Source organism: Asticcacaulis sp. AND118, assembly GCF_020535245.1.
Lineage (GTDB): Bacteria > Pseudomonadota > Alphaproteobacteria > Caulobacterales > Caulobacteraceae > Asticcacaulis.
Map to the genome: position 1 here is coordinate 1737392 of NZ_CP084910.1, position 18702 is coordinate 1756093.

The window sequence follows — 18702 nt, forward strand, 5'->3', positions numbered from 1 at the left end:
GTCGGCAACGGCTGGGTTTATTGCCAGCCCCCATGACCGCCATGACCGACATCAGCCCCTCGCCCCTGACGCTTCGCACCACGCCCTGGCGCGACTATGCCCTGATCGATTCCGGCAAAGGGTTGAAACTGGAACGCTACGGCGATTATCTGGTCATCCGGCCGGAGCCGCAGTGCTGGTGGTCGCCGAAGTATCCCGAACTGTGGGACAAGGCCGATGCCGTTTTCGACGCCGAAAACGAGGATGAGGACGGCGGCCGCTGGTCGTTCCGCCGCCGCCCGCAAGAGCAATGGGCGCTGGGCTATGACCGCGTGCAATTCTACGGGCGTTTCACCTCGTTCCGCCACCTCGCCTTCTTCCCGGAACAGGCCGCCAACTGGGCGTGGCAGAAGACCGCCATCGAGGCACGCAATGATCAGCCGCGCGTGCTCAACCTGTTCGGCTATACGGGTGTAGCCAGCCTCGTCTGCGCCGCCGCCGGGGCGCGCGTCACCCATGTCGACGCCTCGAAAAAATCCGTCGCCTATGCCCGCGACAATGCCGCCCTGTCGGGTATGGAAGAGGCCCCGATCCGTTGGATCGTCGAAGACGCGCGCAAATACGTGCAGCGTGAGGTCAAGCGCGGCTCCAAATACGAAGGCATCATCCTCGATCCGCCGAAATACGGACGCGGCCCGACGGGCGAAGTGTGGCGTTTGTTCGAAGACCTGCCCGAACTGCTCGATCTGTGCGCGCAGCTTCTGTCGGACGACGCGGCCTTCTTCCTGCTCAACGCCTATGCGGCACGCGTGTCGGGGCCGGCTCTGGCGCACCTGATGGCCGAAACCATAGGCCAGCGCCCCGGCCGTATCGATTACGGCGAACTGACCCTGTGCGAAGACCCTAAGACACCGAAAGGCGCGAAACCCTCGGACCTCGCGCCGCGCGAATTCGGCCTGTCCTTCTTTACCCGCTGGATGAAGGACCCGGCCTAAAATCATGACAATCAAGCAAATCACCTCCCTGACCAACCAGACGATCAAGGACATCCGCGCCCTGCACATGCGCAAGGCGCGCGAGGCCACAAAGCAGTTCCTGGCCGAAGGTCTGAAAATCATCATCGACGCCCTCGATCAGGGCATCGCGCCGCAGATCCTCATCTACGGCAAGGATGCCGACCACCACCCCCTGCTGGAGCGCGCCATAGACGAGACGCTGAAGGCCGACGGTCAGGTGCTGGAGGTCACGCGCGAAATCCTCGAAAAGGTGTCGCGCAAGGAAAACCCGCAGATGGTGCTGGCGGTCTTCGCGCAGGTGGTCAAACGCCTGTCGGACATCGATCCGGACAGTAATGAAGTCTGGGTGGCGTTGGAACAGGTGCGCGACCCCGGCAATCTGGGGACCATCATCCGCACCGCCGACGCCGCGGCTATCGGCGGCGTCATACTGATCGGCGACTGCGTCGATCCATTCAGCGTCGAAACCGTACGCGCCACCATGGGCTCGATCTTCGCCCTGCCGATCGTCAAATGCACGCGCGAGGAATTCATCGCCGACCGCGGACGCTGGACGGGCTCGGTCGTCGGCACGCTTTTAACCGCCAGACACGATCACCGCAGCGCGCCGTATCAGCGCCCGACGCTTCTGCTGATGGGCACCGAGCAATCGGGCCTGACGCCGGACATCGCCGATACCTGCGACCTGCATGTGAAAATCCCCATGCGCGGCCGCGCCGACAGCCTCAACCTGTCGGTCGCCACAGGCATCATGATTTACGCCGCCTGCGGATTATAATCGCTTACTTATACATGCATTAACCCTCCGTATTTCGCCTTTCGCGGAGGTGACGCAGCCTGCCCTGGTTGGAAAGGGTGCGTCATGATCCGGAAGTCTGGAAAACGTGTCTTGCTGGTCTGCGCCGCCTCCGCGCTGGCGGCCTGCGGTCACTACGGCGACGACTATCATTACCGCGACCGCTATTATCGGGACTCGCCGCCCAATTACGAAGAACCGCGTTGCGACCGCGTCTACGACACGCGCAACTGCGAGCGCTATTACGAAGGCAAGCCGAAAGCCTATTAAGAGCGCACGCCAAACGGCGAATTTCATTACATATTTGTCATTCAGTCTGTGTTCAGATTCGGTGCACTATGCCTTGTATGGGGCTTGGGCGGGGCGCTGGGTCCCTTGATTGAAAAGGGCTGAAACAGATGAAATTGACCTTGAAACTCGTGGCGATCGCGGCACTGGCCGCAACGCTCTCCGGATGCCTGATGTATCTGGAAGGGGATGCCGACGTCAGTTACGACCTGAAACCCAAAGGCGCCCTGACCACGCCGGCACGCGGATAGTCCGCCGCCGATACCTCCCCTTACCCAGAGAGACTTAAGACATGAAATCGCTTGTCATCAAAATGGCCGTGCTGGCCGTGCTCGCCATCAGCCTGTCCGGCTGCATCGTCATCGTCAAAGACGATAAGTCCAAGCCCGTTCATAACCACAAGACCACGCAAAATCAGGCGTAGGCGTAGGGTCCGCCCCGGGCCAGCGCCCGCTGATAGGCGTCGCGCGCGTGGATACGCTCGATAAAGGCTTTCAGCACCGGACGGTCTGCCGCTCCGGCGCGACTGACCGCCGCTTCCACCGGAAAGCTCATCATGATGTCGGCGGCGCTCAAGGCGTCGCCGGCAAACCATCCGGTCTCTTTCAGCGACGCTTCCCAGAAGGCCAGATGCGTCTTCAGGCCCGGCGCCACCATCTTCGCGTCGAGCCCCTTGGAAATCAGGCTGGCAATCGGGCGGATCAGGGCCGGCACGCGCGCCGGTATCTGGCTCGCCACCAGTTTCAGCAACAATAAGGGCATGGCCGAACCTTCGGCATAGTGCAGCCAGTAGCGCATCTGCTGACGCGCCTTGGGGTCTGACGGCACAAGACGTCCGGCGCCGTAGGTTTCCAGCAGATATTCGACGATCGCGCCGGTTTCGGCGACGGTTAGACCGTCATCCGTAATCACCGGCGACTTGCCCAGCGGATGAATGGCCCTCAATTCCGGCGGGGCGAACATCGACGGGTCGCGCTCATAACGCACGATCTCGTAATTGAGGCCCAGTTCCTCCAGCAACCACAGCACGCGCTGCGAGCGGGAATTATTCAGATGATGGACGGTGATCATGGGGCCTCCTGAAGCTTAGAGCGTTTTCCGATCTGGCTGAACCAGATCGGCGCTCTAAGTTTTTATTTTTAACGCGCTTCTCTTCCGTAAAGTGGTATCCACTTTATCGGGAAGCGCTCAATACGTCACCAATCCGCAAAAGGTTCAAGACGTTTTACGCTTCACGTCCCGCGCGGTTTGGCGCGCGTCGTCGGATCGGCGGCCCTGGGGTCTTCGGGCCAGACGTGGCGCGGATAGCGTCCCTTCATCTCGGTGCGCACCTCGGCCCACGACCCGTCCCAGAAGGCCGGCAGGTTCTGCGTGATCTGGATAGGGCGATGCGCCGGCGACAACAGGGCCAGAGTCAGCGGCGTGCGCTCTGGCCCCACGACCGGATGCTGCGTCACCCCATAAAGCTCCTGCACGCGCACCTCCAGCCGCGGCCCGCCCTCCGCGGCGTAATCGATGCGGATGTTGGACCCGGTCGGCATGCGCAGATGCTCCGGCGCGAGCCTGTCCAGTTCTCTCTGCTGATCGTAGTCGAGCATCCCCAAAAGCGCCTGCGATACGTCGCCGGCAGTGAGCGACAACAGGGGCCGCCCGGCCGCATAGGGCCCCAGCCAGTCCGTGAGAGTCGCCAGCAATGCTTCATCCGACATGTCCGGCCACGCCGCGTCCTGCGCATGGAGGAAGGTGACCCGCGTCCGCAAACCTTGGGCGTTTTCAGAAAATTTCAGCGCCTTCAATCCCTTGGCGCGGATTTCTTCGGCTTCGGCTTCGATCAGCAGTTCCGGCGGCACCGACGAAAGGGGCTGGCTCGACAGGATCAGTTCGCCGAAACGCACCTGCGCCAGCGCGCGGAAACGCCCGTTAAAACGCTCCAGCACGGTGCGCTTTTCCAACCGGTCGGCAAACAAAGCCAGCACCTCGGCCTCAGTCAGGGCCGCGCCCAGCAGCACCCGGTCCCGCCCGGTCCCGCCGCCCAGATCGCCCACGGCGATAAAGGCCGCGCGCGCCAGCGGATCGTGCTCATCAACATAGACGCCGCGTCCATTGGCCATGACGAACTCGCCTGGCTTACCGCGCGCTTTTGCCACGCGTTCCGGGAAACACTCGGCCAGCAGGGCATGGACAGATTTCACGATAGAATCTTGGGCCGCCCCTTTCGGCACATCGCGCACCAGTTGCCCGGCCAGACGCGCCCAGTTCTGCGCCAGTTGCCGTGCCTGCGCCACCTTGGGCGAGCGGTCCTTCGACAGGCCGTCAAGCCGCAGGTCGAGGTCCGTCGCCTTGCCGCCCAGCCCGTTTTCCGACAGCAGCACGGCGAGCGCCGCGCCTTGCTCGCTCAAACCGTCGCGCGCCGCCAGCAGCAGCATGTGCCCCAGACGCGGCGGCATGGGCAGCCGCCCGACCAGCCGCCCGTGCGGCGTCAACTCGCCTTTCGCATCCAATACATCCAGCCCTTGCAATAACCGCTCCGCCTCCTGCATGGCGGCGCGCGGCGGGTGGTCGAGCAGCGCCAGCCCTTCGGTCGATTTGGCCCCCCACAGGCGCAGATCGAGCACCAGACGCGACAGGTCGGTTTCAAGGATTTCCGGTCGCGCAAAGGCGATCATCGAGCGGTCGTTTTCTTTGTCCCACAAGCGGTAGCAATCCCCGGCCTGGGTCCGTCCGGCCCGTCCGCGTCTCTGGTCCGCCGACGCCTTCGAGACGCGCTCGGTGACCATGCGCACCACGCCGCGTGCCGGGTCGAAACGCCCCAGCCGCGCAACGCCGCTGTCGACCACCATCGACACCTTGTCCAGCGTCAGCGAGGTTTCGGCGATGGCTGTGGCCAGAACGATCTTGGGCCGGCCCGGCGCGTTTTTGGCCAGCACCCGCGTCTGATCCTTCGCGTCCATCGCCCCGTAGAGCTTGTGCACCTCGATGTGCTCCGGCAGGCCATTTTCAGCCAGCCGCGACGCCACCCGGTGGATTTCGCCCTGCCCCGGCAGGAAAACGAGCATCGTTTCTGCCTTGTCCGCCGTCAGTTTAGCCGAGACGCGGCGGATGGTCTTTGCCACATCGTCTTCCAGCCGCAGGGTCTGATCGCGCCCGGTATAATGGGTGGTCACGGGAAAGGCCCGGCCCAGCGAGTGAAAGACCTCGGCATCCGGCAGCACGCCGCTGACCCGCTCGCCGTCCAGGGTTGCCGACATGACCAGGATACGCAGATCGTCGCGCAACACCCCCTGACTGTCGCGCGCAAAGGCCAGCCCCAGATCGGCGTCGAGACTGCGTTCGTGGAATTCGTCGAAGATAACGCAGCCAATGCCTTCCAGCGCCGGATCGTCGACGATCAGACGCGAAAACACCCCCTCGGTCACCACCTCGATGCGCGTCTGTTTCGACACGCGGCTGTCGCCGCGCACGCGGTAACCGACGCTCTGGCCCACCGACTCCCCCAGCACCTCGGCCATGCGCATCGCCGCCGCCCGCGCCGCCAGCCGCCGCGGTTCCAGCATGACGATCTTCTGCCCGCTCAACCAAGCCTCATCGAGCAGCGCCAGGGGCACGCCCGTCGTCTTGCCCGCGCCCGGAGGCGCGATGATGATGGCGGTCGCCTGAGTGCTCAGAAAGGCCTTGAGCGGCGCGAATATCTCTTCGATCGGCAGCATATGCCCCACCTACTCCGATTTGAGGCAAATTGTGAGCGCCATTTCGGATTAACGCGGAACATTTCTAAACCGATCGGCCAGAAATGCCTCAATATATGTCGTTGCCAAAGCGACAAGATGACGTTAGCGTCACGGTTTCGTTAAGGGTTTGCGTCAGGGCGCAGCCCTTCTGTCGCACCATTTGGGGGACGCATGTCCAATATTTTCGCTCGGCTGGGGCTCAAGAAGTCCATTGCCAAGATTCAGGCGGAAGCGGCCAAGAGCCCGCTCAAGCGCACGCTCGGCCCGATCAACCTCATGTCGCTCGGTGTCGGGGCCATTATCGGCGCCGGCATCTTCGTACTGACCGGTCAGGTGGCCTCGGCCAATGCCGGTCCGGCGATCATGCTGTCCTTCGTTGTGGCCGGTATAGCCTGTGCGCTTGCCGGCCTTTGTTATGCCGAACTGTCCTCGACCATGCCGGTGTCGGGGTCGGCCTATACCTATGCCTACGGAACGCTCGGGGAGGTGTTCGCGTGGATCATGGGCTGGCTGCTGGTGCTGGAATACGGTGTGGCCGCGTCGACGGTGGCCGTCGGCTGGTCGGGCTATGTCGTCAGTCTGCTCGGCGATTTCGGTGTTCACCTCCCCAGTATAGCCGGAGGCGGCGATCATGCCGCCATGTGGGCCACCCCCCTGGTTCAGGCCGTCGCCGATGAGGCCGGCCACACCACCATGATGATGACGGGGACCTTCAACCTGATCGCCGCCATCGGCATCGCATTGGTGTCGGGCCTGCTGGTGCTGGGCGTGTCGGAATCGGCCAATGTCAACAACGCCATTGTGGTGCTCAAGATCATCGTCCTGCTGGCCTTCATCGCCGTCGGCGTGACCTATATCAATCCGGACAACTGGATCGCCAATCCTGGCGCGGCCCTGCCCTTCATTCCCGAAGCCACCGGCAATCCGGGTGAATACGGCTGGGGCGGCATCTTCCGCGGCGCGGCCATCATCTTCTTCGCCTATGTCGGCTTCGAAGCCGTCTCCACCGCCGCCGCCGAAGCCAAGAACCCGTCGCGCGACGTGCCCGTCGGCATCCTGGGCGCGCTGATCATCTGCACGCTTATCTATATGGCCGTCGCGGCCGTCATGACCGGCGTCGTGCCGTTCAAGGAACTGGCCAGCCCGGCCCCGATCGCCGTCGCCATCGACCGCATGGCCCTGACCTGGGCCAATTTCCCGGCCCCGTGGACCGAAAGCGGCACCATGAACGCCGTCAGCCTGCTGATCAAGATCGGCGCCGTCGCCGGTCTGTCGTCGGTCATGCTGGTCCTGTGCTTCGGTCAGACGCGCATCTTCTACACCATGGCGCGCGATGGCCTGATCCCGGCGGTCTTCGCCAAGATCCACCCCAAGTTCCGCACGCCGTGGCTGGGCACCATCCTGCTCGGCATCGTCATCGCCGTCGCGGCGGCCTTCCTGCCGATCAGCATGCTGGGCGACCTCGTGTCGCTGGGCACCGCCGTGGCCTTCTCGATCGTCTGCCTGTCGGTCATCTATCTACGCATCAAACACCCGGAAATGGAGCGTCCGTTCCGCGTGCCGGGCGGTATCTTCACCGCGGTGGCCGGTATCGCCGCCTGTCTGTTCCTCGCGTGGCAGAACTTCGCCCCGATGGTCGATCACGCCATGAAGGGCAATACCCTGCCCCTGACCATTCTGGTCGTCTACGCCATCGTCGGCGCGGTCATCTATGCCGCCTACGGCTTCTGGCACTCCAAGCTGGCCAAGGGCATCGACATCACCGAAGACACCGACATGCCTTCGCCCGCCGAAGCCATGGGTAAGGGCGTCGACGACGTGAAATAAGCCGTCTCAGGCTTGTCGTTTGATCAGGCTCCGGTCATATCTGGCCGGAGCCTTTTTCATTGCCGGAACCCCGATGACCGCCGAGCCCCCTATCCGCCTCTTCGTCGCCCCCGTCACGCCGCTTCAGCAGAACTGCACCGTTGTCTGGTGTACAAAGACGAACAAGGCGGCGGTGATCGATCCCGGCGGGGATATCGAGTCGGTGCTGGCCGAAATCCAGCGCCGCGGCCTGACTGTAGAAAAGATTTGGGTGACGCACGGCCACGCTGACCATGCCGGCGGCACCAAGGCGCTGCACGAAGCGACCGGCGCGCCCATCGAAGGCCCGCACGAAGACGACCGGTTCTGGATCGAGCGCATCCCCGAAGACGCCAAGCGCTGGGGCATTTACGACGCCGAGAGCTTCGAGCCGACGCGGTGGCTCAAGCACGGCGACACGGTGATGCTGGGCGAGACCGAATGGGACGTGATCCACTGTCCGGGCCATACACCGGGTCACGTCATCTTCCACCACGCGCCCAGTCAGTTCGCTCAGGTCGGCGACATTCTGTTCAAGGGTTCGATCGGTCGCACCGATTTTCCGCGCGGCAATCACGCCGACCTGATCGACGCCATCACCACGCGGCTGTGGCCGCTGGGCGATGTACGCTTTGTCTGCGGTCATGGCCCGATGTCGAGCTTCGCGCAGGAGCGCGCGCACAATCCCTTTGTCGGCGACCGCGTCATTGCGCAATCGACGCCTAATCGTTCAGGACCGGGGTAACAAAAAACCCCGCCGGAGCGGGATTCCTTATATTCAAGTGGCCGCGCATCTGATCCAAAAACCGCTACACACTTTTTGGGATGCGCTTTTTTTTAGCCTTTCAACAGCGGTACCAGCTTCTGGGCGATGCCCATATCGCCGATGATTTTCAGCTTGCCCGACATAAAGGCCATCATCGGATCGAGTTGGCCCTGCGCCAGCGCCTTGAGGTTTTCGACGGAGACCACCACGGTCGTGTCGGCCGGGCCGTCTTCGTTGGACACCACGTTCGGCACATTGGCGGCGTCGATCAGAATCTTGCCTTCGTCGCCCAAGTCGAGTTTGACGACCTTGCCCAGGCCGGAGTTTTCGCCGACAGCGGCGGTGATTTTCTGCGTAATGGCGGCCAGATCGGACATGGTCATTTCCTCTGAGTCTGTGTAAGGCGCTAAGCACACGCCGTTGGACTTGACCTTAACGGCAATTTTTTCAGACACAAGCGTGACCCAGGGTCAGGTCACAGTAAAATTTTCGGGATCAGACTATGCACAGGTATGATGCGGTCATTATCGGCGCGGGCGCCGCCGGTCTGATGTGCGGCATCGAAGCCGCCCGGCGCGGCCGCCGCATCGTCGTGCTCGACCATGCCCGTGCCCCGGCGGAGAAGATTCGCATCTCCGGCGGCGGGCGCTGCAACTTCACCCACCTTGAGGCCTCGCCGAAAAACTACCTGTCGCAAAACCCGCACTTCTGCAAATCGGCGCTGAAGCGCTTCGGGCCGTGGGATTTTCTCGACCGGGTGATCGCGCACCATATTCCCTATCACCACAAGACCGAAGGCCAGTTGTTCTGCGACAATTCGGCCAAGGACATTATCGACATGCTGCTGGGCGATCTGCGCGTCCACGGCGGCGAACTGTGGTTGCAAAGCCCGGTGCAGGACATTGATAAGACGCCGGAGGGTTTCCGTCTGTCGACGCCTGACGGCCTTATCGAAACGGCCAAGCTGGTGCTGGCCACCGGCGGCCTGTCCATCCCCAAGATGGGGGCCACGGGCTTTGCGTACGACGTGGCGCAGCGCTTCGGACACGCGCTGATCGCGCCGCGCGCCGGGCTGGTGCCGTTTACGCTCGGCGGGCATAAAATTGATTATATTTCAGGCCTTTCCGGCGTCTCTCTTAATGCACGCGCACGTATCGGCAAAACGGCATTCGAGGACGGTTTTCTGTTCACGCACCGGGGTTTGTCCGGCCCGGCCATGTTGCAGATTTCCTCCTTCTGGACGCCAGGACAGACGGTGGAAATCGACCTGCTTCCGGGTACAGAGGTACTGGGCACACTCAAAAATCGCCGTCAGAATACCCCGCGCCAGCATATCGGCAATGTCCTGCCCGACCTCGTTCCGGCGCGCCTGAGCGAACGTATCTTGGAGGCGGCGATCATCGCCCCCGACACGCGCATTGCCGACCTTTCGGACAAGAAGCTGAGCGCTCTGACCGTCTATATTCAACCGTGGTCGATCGTGCCGGACGGCACCGAGGGCTACCGCACCGCCGAGGTCACGGTGGGCGGCATCGACACCACGCAGGTTTCGTCGCAAACCATGGAAAGCCTGCTCTGTCCGGGCCTGCACATCATCGGCGAAGCGCTGGACGTTACCGGCTGGCTGGGCGGCTATAATTTCCAGTGGGCCTGGTCGTCAGGCTGGGCGGCGGGACAGGCCTTGTAAAAAAGCCTCCGGAGCGAACTCCGGAGGCTTTTTTTGTTTGGGGTCGAGGGGTTAAGACCCCTCGCCTTTCTTTCCTTACTATTCGGCCGCAGGGCCTTCGAGCAGGACTTCCGCCGGCAGCGGTTCCATCGTCTCTTCGCGCTGATGGGCCAGGGCCTCGTCGCGCTTCATGGCGATGCGTTGCAGACGACGCAGGTAGGCGCCGGTGCCGACCGGGATCAGACGGCCGACAATGACGTTTTCCTTCAAACCGTCGAGCGTATCGATCTTGCCCTGCACCGAGGCTTCCGTCAGGACGCGCGTCGTTTCCTGGAACGAAGCGGCCGAGAAGAAGCTCTTGGTGTTGAGCGAGGCCTTGGTGATACCCAGCAGGACCGGTTGCATGAGGGCCGGACGGCCGCCACGCTTTTCAGCCTTGAGGTTCTCGGCTTCGACTTCGCTCTTGTCGAGTTGGTCGTTCTTGATCAGACCGGTGTCGCCGGGCTCAAGGATTTCGACCTTCTGCAGCATCTGACGCACAATGACTTCGATGTGCTTGTCGTTGATCGGCACGCCCTGCAGGCGATAGACTTCCTGAACCTCGTTGACGAGGTATTCGGCCAGCGCCTCGACGCCCTGAATACGCAGCAGATCGTGCGGATCGGGGTTGCCGTCGATGATGTAGTCGCCCTTCTGGATGATATCGCCGTCGTGGACGGAAATATGCTTGCCCTTCGGGATCAGGAATTCGACAGGTTCGCCACCGTCCTCCGGCGTGATCTTGATGCGGCGCTTGTTCTTGTAGTCGCGACCGAATTCGACGCGGCCATCCATTTCGGCGATGACGGCGCAGTCCTTCGGACGGCGGGCTTCGAACAGTTCGGCGACGCGCGGCAGACCGCCGGTGATGTCGCGGGTCTTGGCGCCTTCGGTCGGGATACGGGCGATGATTTCACCCGGACGGACCTCGTCACCGTTGCCGACCGACAGAATGGCCCCTACCGGCAGCAGGTAGCGGGCTTCGGCGCCGTTCGACAGGCGCTTGTAGGCGCCGGCATCGTCGATCAGGCCGAGGGTCGGACGCAGATCCGCCGCGCGCGAAGAGGCGCGGAAGTCGGTGACGACCCGGTTGGTGATGCCAGTGGCTTCGTCGGTTTCTTCACGCACCGACTGGCCTTCGGTCAGATCCTCGAAACGGATCTTGCCGGCGACTTCGGTGATGATCGGGGTGGTGTACGGGTCCCACTCCGCCAGACGCTGGCCCTTCTTGACCTCGGTGCCTTCTTCGACGCGCAGACGCGAGCCGTAGGGCACTTTATAGGTTTCGCGATCCTTGCCGTCGTGGAAGACGGTGATGATCAGGTTGCGCGACATGGAGATCAGGTCGCCATGCGAGCCGCGAACGGTCGGGGCCGCCGACAGCTTGATCACGCCGTCCGAGGTCGTTTCGTAGAACGACTGCTCGGCCACCTGAGCGGTGCCGCCGATGTGGAAGGTACGCATGGTCAACTGGGTGCCGGGTTCACCGATCGACTGAGCGGCGATGACGCCGACAGCTTCACCCATATTGACGCGCGTGCCGCGGGCCAGGTCGCGACCGTAGCAGGCCGCGCAGGTCCCTTGTTCCGCTTCACAGGTCAGGACCGAGCGGACCTTGACCGACTGAACGCCCGAAGCCTCGATCTCATCGACGACGTTTTCGTCGATATAGGTGTCAGCCGGCACCACGACTTCGCCGGAGGCGACGTCCTTGATGTCTTCGGCGGTCGTGCGGCCCAGGACGCGCGCGCCCAGCGAGACGAGCACGTCGCCGCCTTCGACGACGGCGCGGAGCGTGATGCCCTTGGTCGTGCCGCAGTCTTCTTCCATGATGATGCAGTCTTGCGCGACGTCGACCAGACGGCGGGTCAGGTAACCCGAGTTCGCCGTCTTCAGAGCCGTGTCGGCCAGACCCTTACGGGCGCCGTGGGTCGAGTTGAAGTATTCAAGAACGGTCAGACCTTCCTTGAAGTTCGAGATGATCGGCGTTTCGATGATCGAGCCGTCGGGCTTGGCCATCAGGCCGCGCATCCCGCCGAGTTGCTTCATCTGAGCCTGCGAACCGCGGGCGCCGGAGTTGGCCATCATGTAGATCGAGTTGATTTCGGCTTCGCGGCCGTCGTCGGTCTTCAGCTTGCGGCTGATTTCCTTCATCATCTCGTCCGACACGCGGTCGGTGGCCTTGGACCAGGCGTCGACGACCTTGTTGTACTTCTCGCCCTTGGTGATAAGACCGTCGGCGTATTGCTGCTCGTATTCCTCGACCAGCTTGCGCGTCTCTTCGACGATGCCGTGCTTGGTTTCCGGAATGACGATGTCGTCCTTGCCGAACGAGATACCGGCGCGCGCAGCTTCCTTGAAGCCGAGGCCCATCATCTGATCGGCGAAGATCACCGTCGCCTTTTGACCACAGTGGCGGTAGACCACGTCGATCAGATTGCCGATTTCCTTTTTGGTCAGGGTCTTTTCGAGGACCTTGAGGCCGATGTTTTCGTTCTGCGGCAGAAGCGCAGCGATCTTCATGCGGCCTGGCGTGGTGTCCACGACACGGGTGCGGACGACGGAGTCTTCGTCCTTCTGCGTGAAGCGGCACTTGACCTTGGCGTGCATCGAAACCACGCCGGCGTCGAGCGCCGACTGGATTTCGTTGAGATCCGAAAAGATCATGCCTTCACCCAGTTCGCCGTCCTTGACCAGCGACAGGTAATAGAGACCCAGCACGATGTCCTGCGACGGCACGATGATCGGCTTGCCGTTGGCGGGCGACAGGATGTTGTTGGTGGACATCATCAGCACGCGCGCTTCGAGCTGCGCTTCGAGCGACAGCGGGACGTGCACGGCCATCTGGTCGCCGTCGAAGTCGGCGTTGAAGGCCGAGCAGACGAGCGGATGCAGACGGATGGCCTTGCCTTCGATCAGCTTGGGCTCGAAGGCCTGGATGCCGAGGCGGTGGAGCGTCGGGGCGCGGTTGAGCAGGACCGGGTGCTCGCGGATGACCTCTTCGAGGATATCCCACACCTGCGGCTGCTCGCGCTCGACCATGCGCTTGGACTGCTTCACTGTGCCGGACAGGCCCTTGGCGTCGAGGCGCGCGTAGATGAACGGCTTGAACAGTTCGAGAGCCATCTTCTTCGGCAGGCCGCACTCGTGCAGCTTCAGTTCCGGACCCACGGTGATAACCGAACGGCCCGAATAGTCGACGCGCTTGCCGAGCAGGTTCTGACGGAAGCGGCCCTGCTTGCCCTTCAGCATGTCGGCCAGCGACTTGAGAGGTCTCTTGTTGGCGCCGGTAATGACGCGGCCGCGACGGCCGTTGTCGAACAGGGCGTCGACCGATTCCTGCAGCATCCGCTTTTCGTTGCGGATGATGATGTCCGGCGCGCGCAGTTCCATCAGGCGCTTCAGACGGTTGTTACGGTTGATGACGCGACGATAGAGGTCGTTCAGGTCCGAGGTGGCGAAACGGCCGCCGTCCAGCGGCACCAGCGGACGCAGTTCGGGCGGGATGACCGGCACGACCGTCAGCACCATCCATTCCGGACGGTTGCCGGATTCGAGGAAGCTTTCGATCAGCTTGAGGCGCTTGGACGCCTTCTTGGCCTTCATTTCCGACGGATTATCGGCCAGTTCGCTGCGCAGCTTGTCGGCGACCTCGTTGAGGTCCATCGACATCAGCATATTGCGGATGGCTTCGGCACCGATTTCGGCGGTGAAGCTGTCGTCGCCGAACTCTTCCTGATAGCGATAGTACTCGTCTTCGGTGAGAAGCGAGTTCAGCTTCAGCGGGGTCAGGCCCGGCTCGGTGACGATGTAGTTTTCAAAGTACAGAACGCGCTCGACGTCCTTCAGCGCCATGTCGAGGAACATGGAGATGCGCGACGGCAGCGACTTGAGGAACCAGATGTGGGCGACCGGCGAGGCCAGTTCGATATGGCCCATGCGCTCACGGCGAACGCGCGACAGCGTCACTTCGACGCCGCACTTTTCGCAGATGATGCCCTTGTACTTCATACGCTTGTACTTGCCGCACAGGCATTCGTAGTCCTTGGTCGGACCGAAGATACGGGCGCAGAACAGGCCGTCACGCTCGGGCTTGAACGTGCGGTAGTTGATGGTTTCCGGCTTCTTGATCTCGCCGAACGACCACGACAGGATCTTCTCAGGCGAGGCCAGGGTGATGCGGATCTGGTCGAAGGTCGGGGCGACCTGGACCGGATTGAAAATATTGAGGACTTCCTGGTTCATTCCAGTGACTCCAATTGGGCGAAACGCCCGAAATAAAACGTTTGGTACGGGTTACGGGGTGTGAGGGGCTTTCGCCCCTCAGCCTTGTCCGTTTTCCAGTTCCACGTTCAGACCCAGCGAACGCATTTCCTTGATCAGGACGTTGAAGCTTTCCGGGATACCGGCTTCGAAGCTGTCGTCGCCACGGACGATCGCTTCGTACACCTTGGTCCGGCCGGCCACGTCGTCCGACTTCACGGTCAGCATTTCCTGCAGGGTGTAGGCGGCGCCGTAAGCTTCCAGAGCCCAGACCTCCATTTCCCCGAAGCGCTGACCGCCGAACTGCGCCTTACCGCCCAGCGGCTGCTGGGTGACGAGCGAGTACGGCCCGATGGAGCGGGCGTGGATCTTGTCATCGACCAGGTGGTGCAGCTTGAGCATGTAGATGATGCCCACGGTGACCGGACGCTTGAACTGCTCACCCGTCAGACCGTCGTACAGGATCGACTGACCCGAACGGTTGAGGCCGGCGAATTCGAGCATGTCCTCGATGTCGTTGATGTGCGCGCCGTCGAAGACCGGGGTCGCGATCGGCACGCCGCGCGCGAGGTTCTTCGCCAGTTGGATCAGTTCTTCTTCCGTTTCCGGAAGCTCCTGATCGGCGCCGTAAGCGCCCTTCAGGTGATCGATGAGGGCCTGCTTCTGACCACCGTTCTGCCACTCTTCGAGCAGGTTGGTGATCTGCTTGCCGATATTGGCGCAGGCCCAGCCCAGGTGGGTTTCGAAGATCTGACCGACGTTCATGCGCGACGGCACGCCCAGCGGGTTCAGAACGATGTCGACGTGCTCGCCGTCAGCCAGGAAGGGCATGTCTTCGACCGGGAGGATCTTGGAAATAACTCCCTTGTTGCCGTGACGGCCGGCCATCTTGTCGCCCGGCTGAAGCTTGCGCTTCACGGCCACGAAGACCTTGACCATCTTCATGACGCCCGGCGGCAGTTCGTCGCCGCGCTGCAGCTTCTCGACCTTGTCCTCGAAGCGACGGTCCAGACGCTTGCGCGCCTCTTCGAACTGGCGCTTCATGGCTTCCAGTTCGCCCATCAGCTTCTCGTCTTCGAGGGCGATCTGCCACCACAGGCCCTTCGAGATTTCGGAGAGCTTCTCTTCGGTGATCTCGCCGCGGCCCAGGCCCTTCGGACCCGAAACAGCGGTCTGACCGAGGATGACTTCCTTCAGGCGGCCATAGATGTTGCGCTCCAGGATCGACAGTTCGTCGTCGCGATCCTTGCCCAGACGCTCGATTTCGGCGCGCTCGATGGCCATGGCGCGTTCGTCTTTTTCAACGCCGTGACGGTTGAAGACGCGCACTTCGACAATGGTGCCGGCGACGCCGGGGGGCAGACGCAGGCTGGTGTCGCGAACGTCGGAAGCCTTTTCACCGAAGATGGCGCGCAGGAGCTTTTCTTCCGGCGTCATCGGGCTTTCGCCCTTCGGCGTCACCTTGCCGACCAGGATGTCGCCCGGCTGCACTTCCGCACCGATGGCCACGATACCCGCCTCGTCGAGGTTGCGCAGGGCTTCTTCGCCGACGTTCGGGATGTCGCGGGTGATTTCTTCCGGCCCAAGCTTCGTGTCGCGGGCCATGACTTCAAACTCTTCCAGATGGATAGAGGTGAAGATGTCGTCGCGCACAATGCGCTCGCTGATCAGGATCGAGTCTTCGAAGTTGTAGCCGTTCCATGGCATAAAGGCCACGAGGACGTTGCGGCCCAGAGCCAGATCACCGAGGTCGGTCGACGGACCGTCCGCGATGATGTCACCGGCGGAAACCTTGTCACCGACATTCACGATCGGACGCTGGTTGATACAGGTGTTCTGGTTCGAACGCTGGAACTTCGACAAACGATAGATGTCGACGCCCGGCTTGGTGGGGTCGAGTTCGTCCGTGGCGCGCACGACGATACGGGTGGCGTCCACCTGCTCGATCACGCCGGTGCGGCGGGCGGCGATGGTGGCGCCGGAGTCGCGGGCGACGACCGATTCCATGCCGGTGCCGACGAACGGCGCATCGGCCTTCACCAGCGGCACGGCCTGACGCTGCATGTTCGAGCCCATGAGGGCGCGGTTGGCGTCGTCGTTTTCAAGGAACGGGATCAGCGCGGCGGCGACCGAAACGACCTGCTTCGGCGACACGTCCATATAGTCGACGGTCGGCGCAGGCTGAAGCCCCGGCTCGCCGTTGACGCGGCCCGGAACGAGGTCTTCGACGATCTCGCCCGCTTCCAGCTTGATGTTGGCCTGAGCGATGACGTGCTTGGACTCTTCCATCGCCGACATGTAGACGACTTCGTCCTGCGGCTTGCCGTCGATCACCTTGCGGTACGGGGATTCGATGAAGCCGTACTTGTTGACGCGGGCATGGGTGGCCAGCGAGTTAATCAGACCGATGTTCGGGCCTTCCGGCGTTTCGATCGGGCAGATACGACCGTAGTGCGTCGGGTGCACGTCGCGGACTTCGAAGCCCGCGCGTTCACGCGTCAGACCGCCCGGCCCAAGGGCCGACAGGCGGCGCTTGTGGGTGATTTCCGACAGCGGGTTGGTCTGGTCCATGAACTGCGAAAGCTGCGACGAACCGAAGAATTCGCGCACGGCGGCGGCGGCCGGCTTGGCGTTGATCAGGTCGTGCGGCATGACGGTGTCGATATCGACCGACGACATACGCTCCTTGATGGCGCGTTCCATGCGCAGCAAACCGACGCGGTACTGGTTTTCCAGCAGTTCGCCCACCGAACGGACGCGGCGGTTGCCGAGGTTGTCGATGTCGTCGATTTCACCGCGACCGTCACGCAGGCCGATGAGGATGCGCATGATCTTCAGGATGTCGTCCTTGCGCAGGGTACGCTCGGAATCGGCGACGTCCTGCTCAAGACGCATGTTCATCTTGACGCGGCCGACGGCCGACAGGTCGTAGCGCTCCAGCTCGAAGAACAGGCCCTGGAACATGGTTTCGGCGGCTTCAATCGTGGGCGGCTCGCCCGGACGCATGACGCGGTAGATGTCGAACAGCGCGTCTTCACGCGAGTTGTTCTTGTCGACGCGCAGCGTGTTGCGCAGGTAGGCGCCGACCGTCACGTGGTCGATGTCGAGCACGTCGATAGTGGTGAAGCCCTGCTCCTCCAGCACCTTGATCGAGGCGGGGTCAAGCTCGTCACCGGCTTCGACGTAGATTTCGCCGGTCTGGAAGTTCACGGCGTCGCGCGCCAGATACTTGCCGTTCAGGGCGTCCGGCGACAGCAGCAGCGCCTTCACGGTGTCGCCCAGCTTCTTGGCGGTACGCGCCGAGATCTTGGTGCCGGCCTGAGCCACCACTTCGCCCGAGTCGGCGTCGATCAGGTCGAATTCCGGCTTCACACCGCGCCAGCGCTCGAACTTGTACGGCGTGACCCAACCGGCATCGCGCTTCTCGTAAGGCACGACGTCGTAGAAGGTGGTGAGGATTTCTTCGCCGTCCATGCCGAGCGCCGACAGGAAGGTCGTGGCGGGCAGCTTGCGGCGGCGGTCGATACGGACGTAGACGATGTCCTTGGCGTCGAATTCGAAATCGAGCCAGGAACCGCGGTACGGGATGATGCGCGCGCCGAACAAAAGCTTGCCCGACGAGTGGGTCTTGCCCTTATCGTGGTCGAAGAAGACGCCCGGCGAACGGTGCATCTGCGAGACGATGACGCGCTCGGTGCCGTTGACGATGAAGGTGCCCTTGTCGGTCATGAGCGGGATATCGCCCATATAGACGTCCTGCTCCTTGATGTCCTTGACCGAACGGGCGCCCGTGTCCTCGTCCGTTTCAAACACGATCAGGCGAAGTTTGACCTTCAGCGGTGCGGCGTAGGTGATGTCGCGCTGAATGCACTCTTCGACGTCGTACTTCGGCTCTTCGAACTCGTACGAGACGTATTCGAGGGTCGCGCGTTCGTTGAAGTCCTTGACCGGGAAGACGCTCTTGAACACGGCTTCCAGACCGTCGTCGACGCGCTCCGAAGCGCGGACGAAACGTTGCAGGAACTGTTCGTAGGAGGAGCGCTGAACCTCGATCAGGTTCGGCATACGGATCGCTTCGGGGATTCGGCCAAAAGACTTCCGAATCCGCTTCTTTTCGGTGAACGATAAGGCCATCGTTGTTCCTGTAAAGCGTGTAGACGCAATGATTGTGCAGTGAGACCCCGGACGGGGCATTGAGAAACAGTTTGATGCGCCCGCTCTTTTATGACCATTTCCCGGCCAAAGACGCTGTTTTTCAAAGGCTTTCAATAAAGAAAGCTAAGCCCCTCGCCGGTGGAAAGAGCAGAAGACCGGCA

13 protein-coding genes are annotated in these 18702 nt (G+C 62.3%); 8 read left to right on the forward strand and 5 right to left on the reverse strand.

Annotated features, from left to right (window positions below):
- Positions 1–41 precede the first annotated feature (41 nt).
- The 5 genes from LH365_RS08355 (at position 42) to LH365_RS18605 (ending at position 2503) form a co-directional block, all read left to right on the forward strand.
- Positions 42–974: a class I SAM-dependent methyltransferase gene (locus LH365_RS08355; protein ID WP_226745467.1), complete on the forward strand. Its 933-nt coding sequence runs from the start codon at positions 42–44 to the stop codon at positions 972–974.
- 4 nt (positions 975–978) lie between these two features.
- The gene (locus LH365_RS08360) at positions 979–1773 is read left to right on the forward strand and encodes an RNA methyltransferase (protein WP_226743198.1); all 795 of its coding nucleotides are present in this window, start codon (positions 979–981) and stop codon (positions 1771–1773) included.
- A gap of 84 nt (positions 1774–1857) precedes the next feature.
- Complete coding sequence (locus LH365_RS08365; protein ID WP_226743199.1) at positions 1858–2061, forward strand: hypothetical protein; 204 nt, start codon at positions 1858–1860, stop codon at positions 2059–2061.
- A 128-nt stretch (positions 2062–2189) separates the two neighbouring features.
- A complete protein-coding gene (locus tag LH365_RS08370) occupies positions 2190–2330 on the forward strand; it encodes a hypothetical protein (protein WP_226743200.1) in 141 nt (46 codons plus the stop codon).
- A 41-nt stretch (positions 2331–2371) separates the two neighbouring features.
- Positions 2372–2503 (forward strand): hypothetical protein, encoded by a 132-nt coding sequence (locus LH365_RS18605; RefSeq protein ID WP_255606559.1) that lies wholly within the window; start codon positions 2372–2374, stop codon positions 2501–2503.
- Here LH365_RS18605 and LH365_RS08375 read toward each other — a convergent pair.
- Both LH365_RS08375 and hrpB read right to left on the reverse strand, forming a co-directional pair.
- Positions 2494–3150, reverse strand: a complete 657-nt coding sequence (locus LH365_RS08375; protein WP_226743201.1) for a glutathione S-transferase family protein — start codon at positions 3148–3150, stop codon at positions 2494–2496. The two genes, LH365_RS18605 and LH365_RS08375, sit on opposite strands and share 10 nt — an antisense overlap.
- Positions 3151–3311: 161 nt before the next feature.
- The gene (hrpB, locus tag LH365_RS08380; protein WP_226743202.1) at positions 3312–5786 is read right to left on the reverse strand and encodes an ATP-dependent helicase HrpB; all 2475 of its coding nucleotides are present in this window, start codon (positions 5784–5786) and stop codon (positions 3312–3314) included.
- Positions 5787–5978: 192 nt separating this feature from the next.
- Here hrpB and LH365_RS08385 point away from each other — a divergent pair, with 192 nt between their 5' ends.
- Complete coding sequence (locus tag LH365_RS08385; protein ID WP_226743203.1) at positions 5979–7634, forward strand: amino acid permease; 1656 nt, start codon at positions 5979–5981, stop codon at positions 7632–7634.
- Between the two features lie 73 nt (positions 7635–7707).
- Complete coding sequence (locus LH365_RS08390) at positions 7708–8397, forward strand: MBL fold metallo-hydrolase (RefSeq protein WP_226743204.1); 690 nt, start codon at positions 7708–7710, stop codon at positions 8395–8397.
- A 92-nt stretch (positions 8398–8489) separates the two neighbouring features.
- On the opposite strand, the gene LH365_RS08395 is transcribed toward LH365_RS08390, so the two are convergent.
- The gene (locus tag LH365_RS08395) at positions 8490–8795 is read right to left on the reverse strand and encodes an SCP2 sterol-binding domain-containing protein (protein ID WP_226743205.1); all 306 of its coding nucleotides are present in this window, start codon (positions 8793–8795) and stop codon (positions 8490–8492) included.
- A 125-nt stretch (positions 8796–8920) separates the two neighbouring features.
- Here LH365_RS08395 and LH365_RS08400 point away from each other — a divergent pair, with 125 nt between their 5' ends.
- Positions 8921–10105 (forward strand): NAD(P)/FAD-dependent oxidoreductase, encoded by a 1185-nt coding sequence (locus LH365_RS08400; RefSeq protein WP_226743206.1) that lies wholly within the window; start codon positions 8921–8923, stop codon positions 10103–10105.
- Positions 10106–10183: 78 nt separating this feature from the next.
- Here LH365_RS08400 and rpoC read toward each other — a convergent pair whose 3' ends face one another.
- Together rpoC and rpoB are read right to left on the reverse strand one after the other, a co-directional pair.
- Positions 10184–14368 (reverse strand): DNA-directed RNA polymerase subunit beta', encoded by a 4185-nt coding sequence (gene rpoC / locus LH365_RS08405; RefSeq protein WP_226743207.1) that lies wholly within the window; start codon positions 14366–14368, stop codon positions 10184–10186.
- A 78-nt stretch (positions 14369–14446) separates the two neighbouring features.
- Complete coding sequence (rpoB, locus tag LH365_RS08410; RefSeq protein WP_226743208.1) at positions 14447–18520, reverse strand: DNA-directed RNA polymerase subunit beta; 4074 nt, start codon at positions 18518–18520, stop codon at positions 14447–14449.
- Positions 18521–18702: the final 182 nt, after the last annotated feature.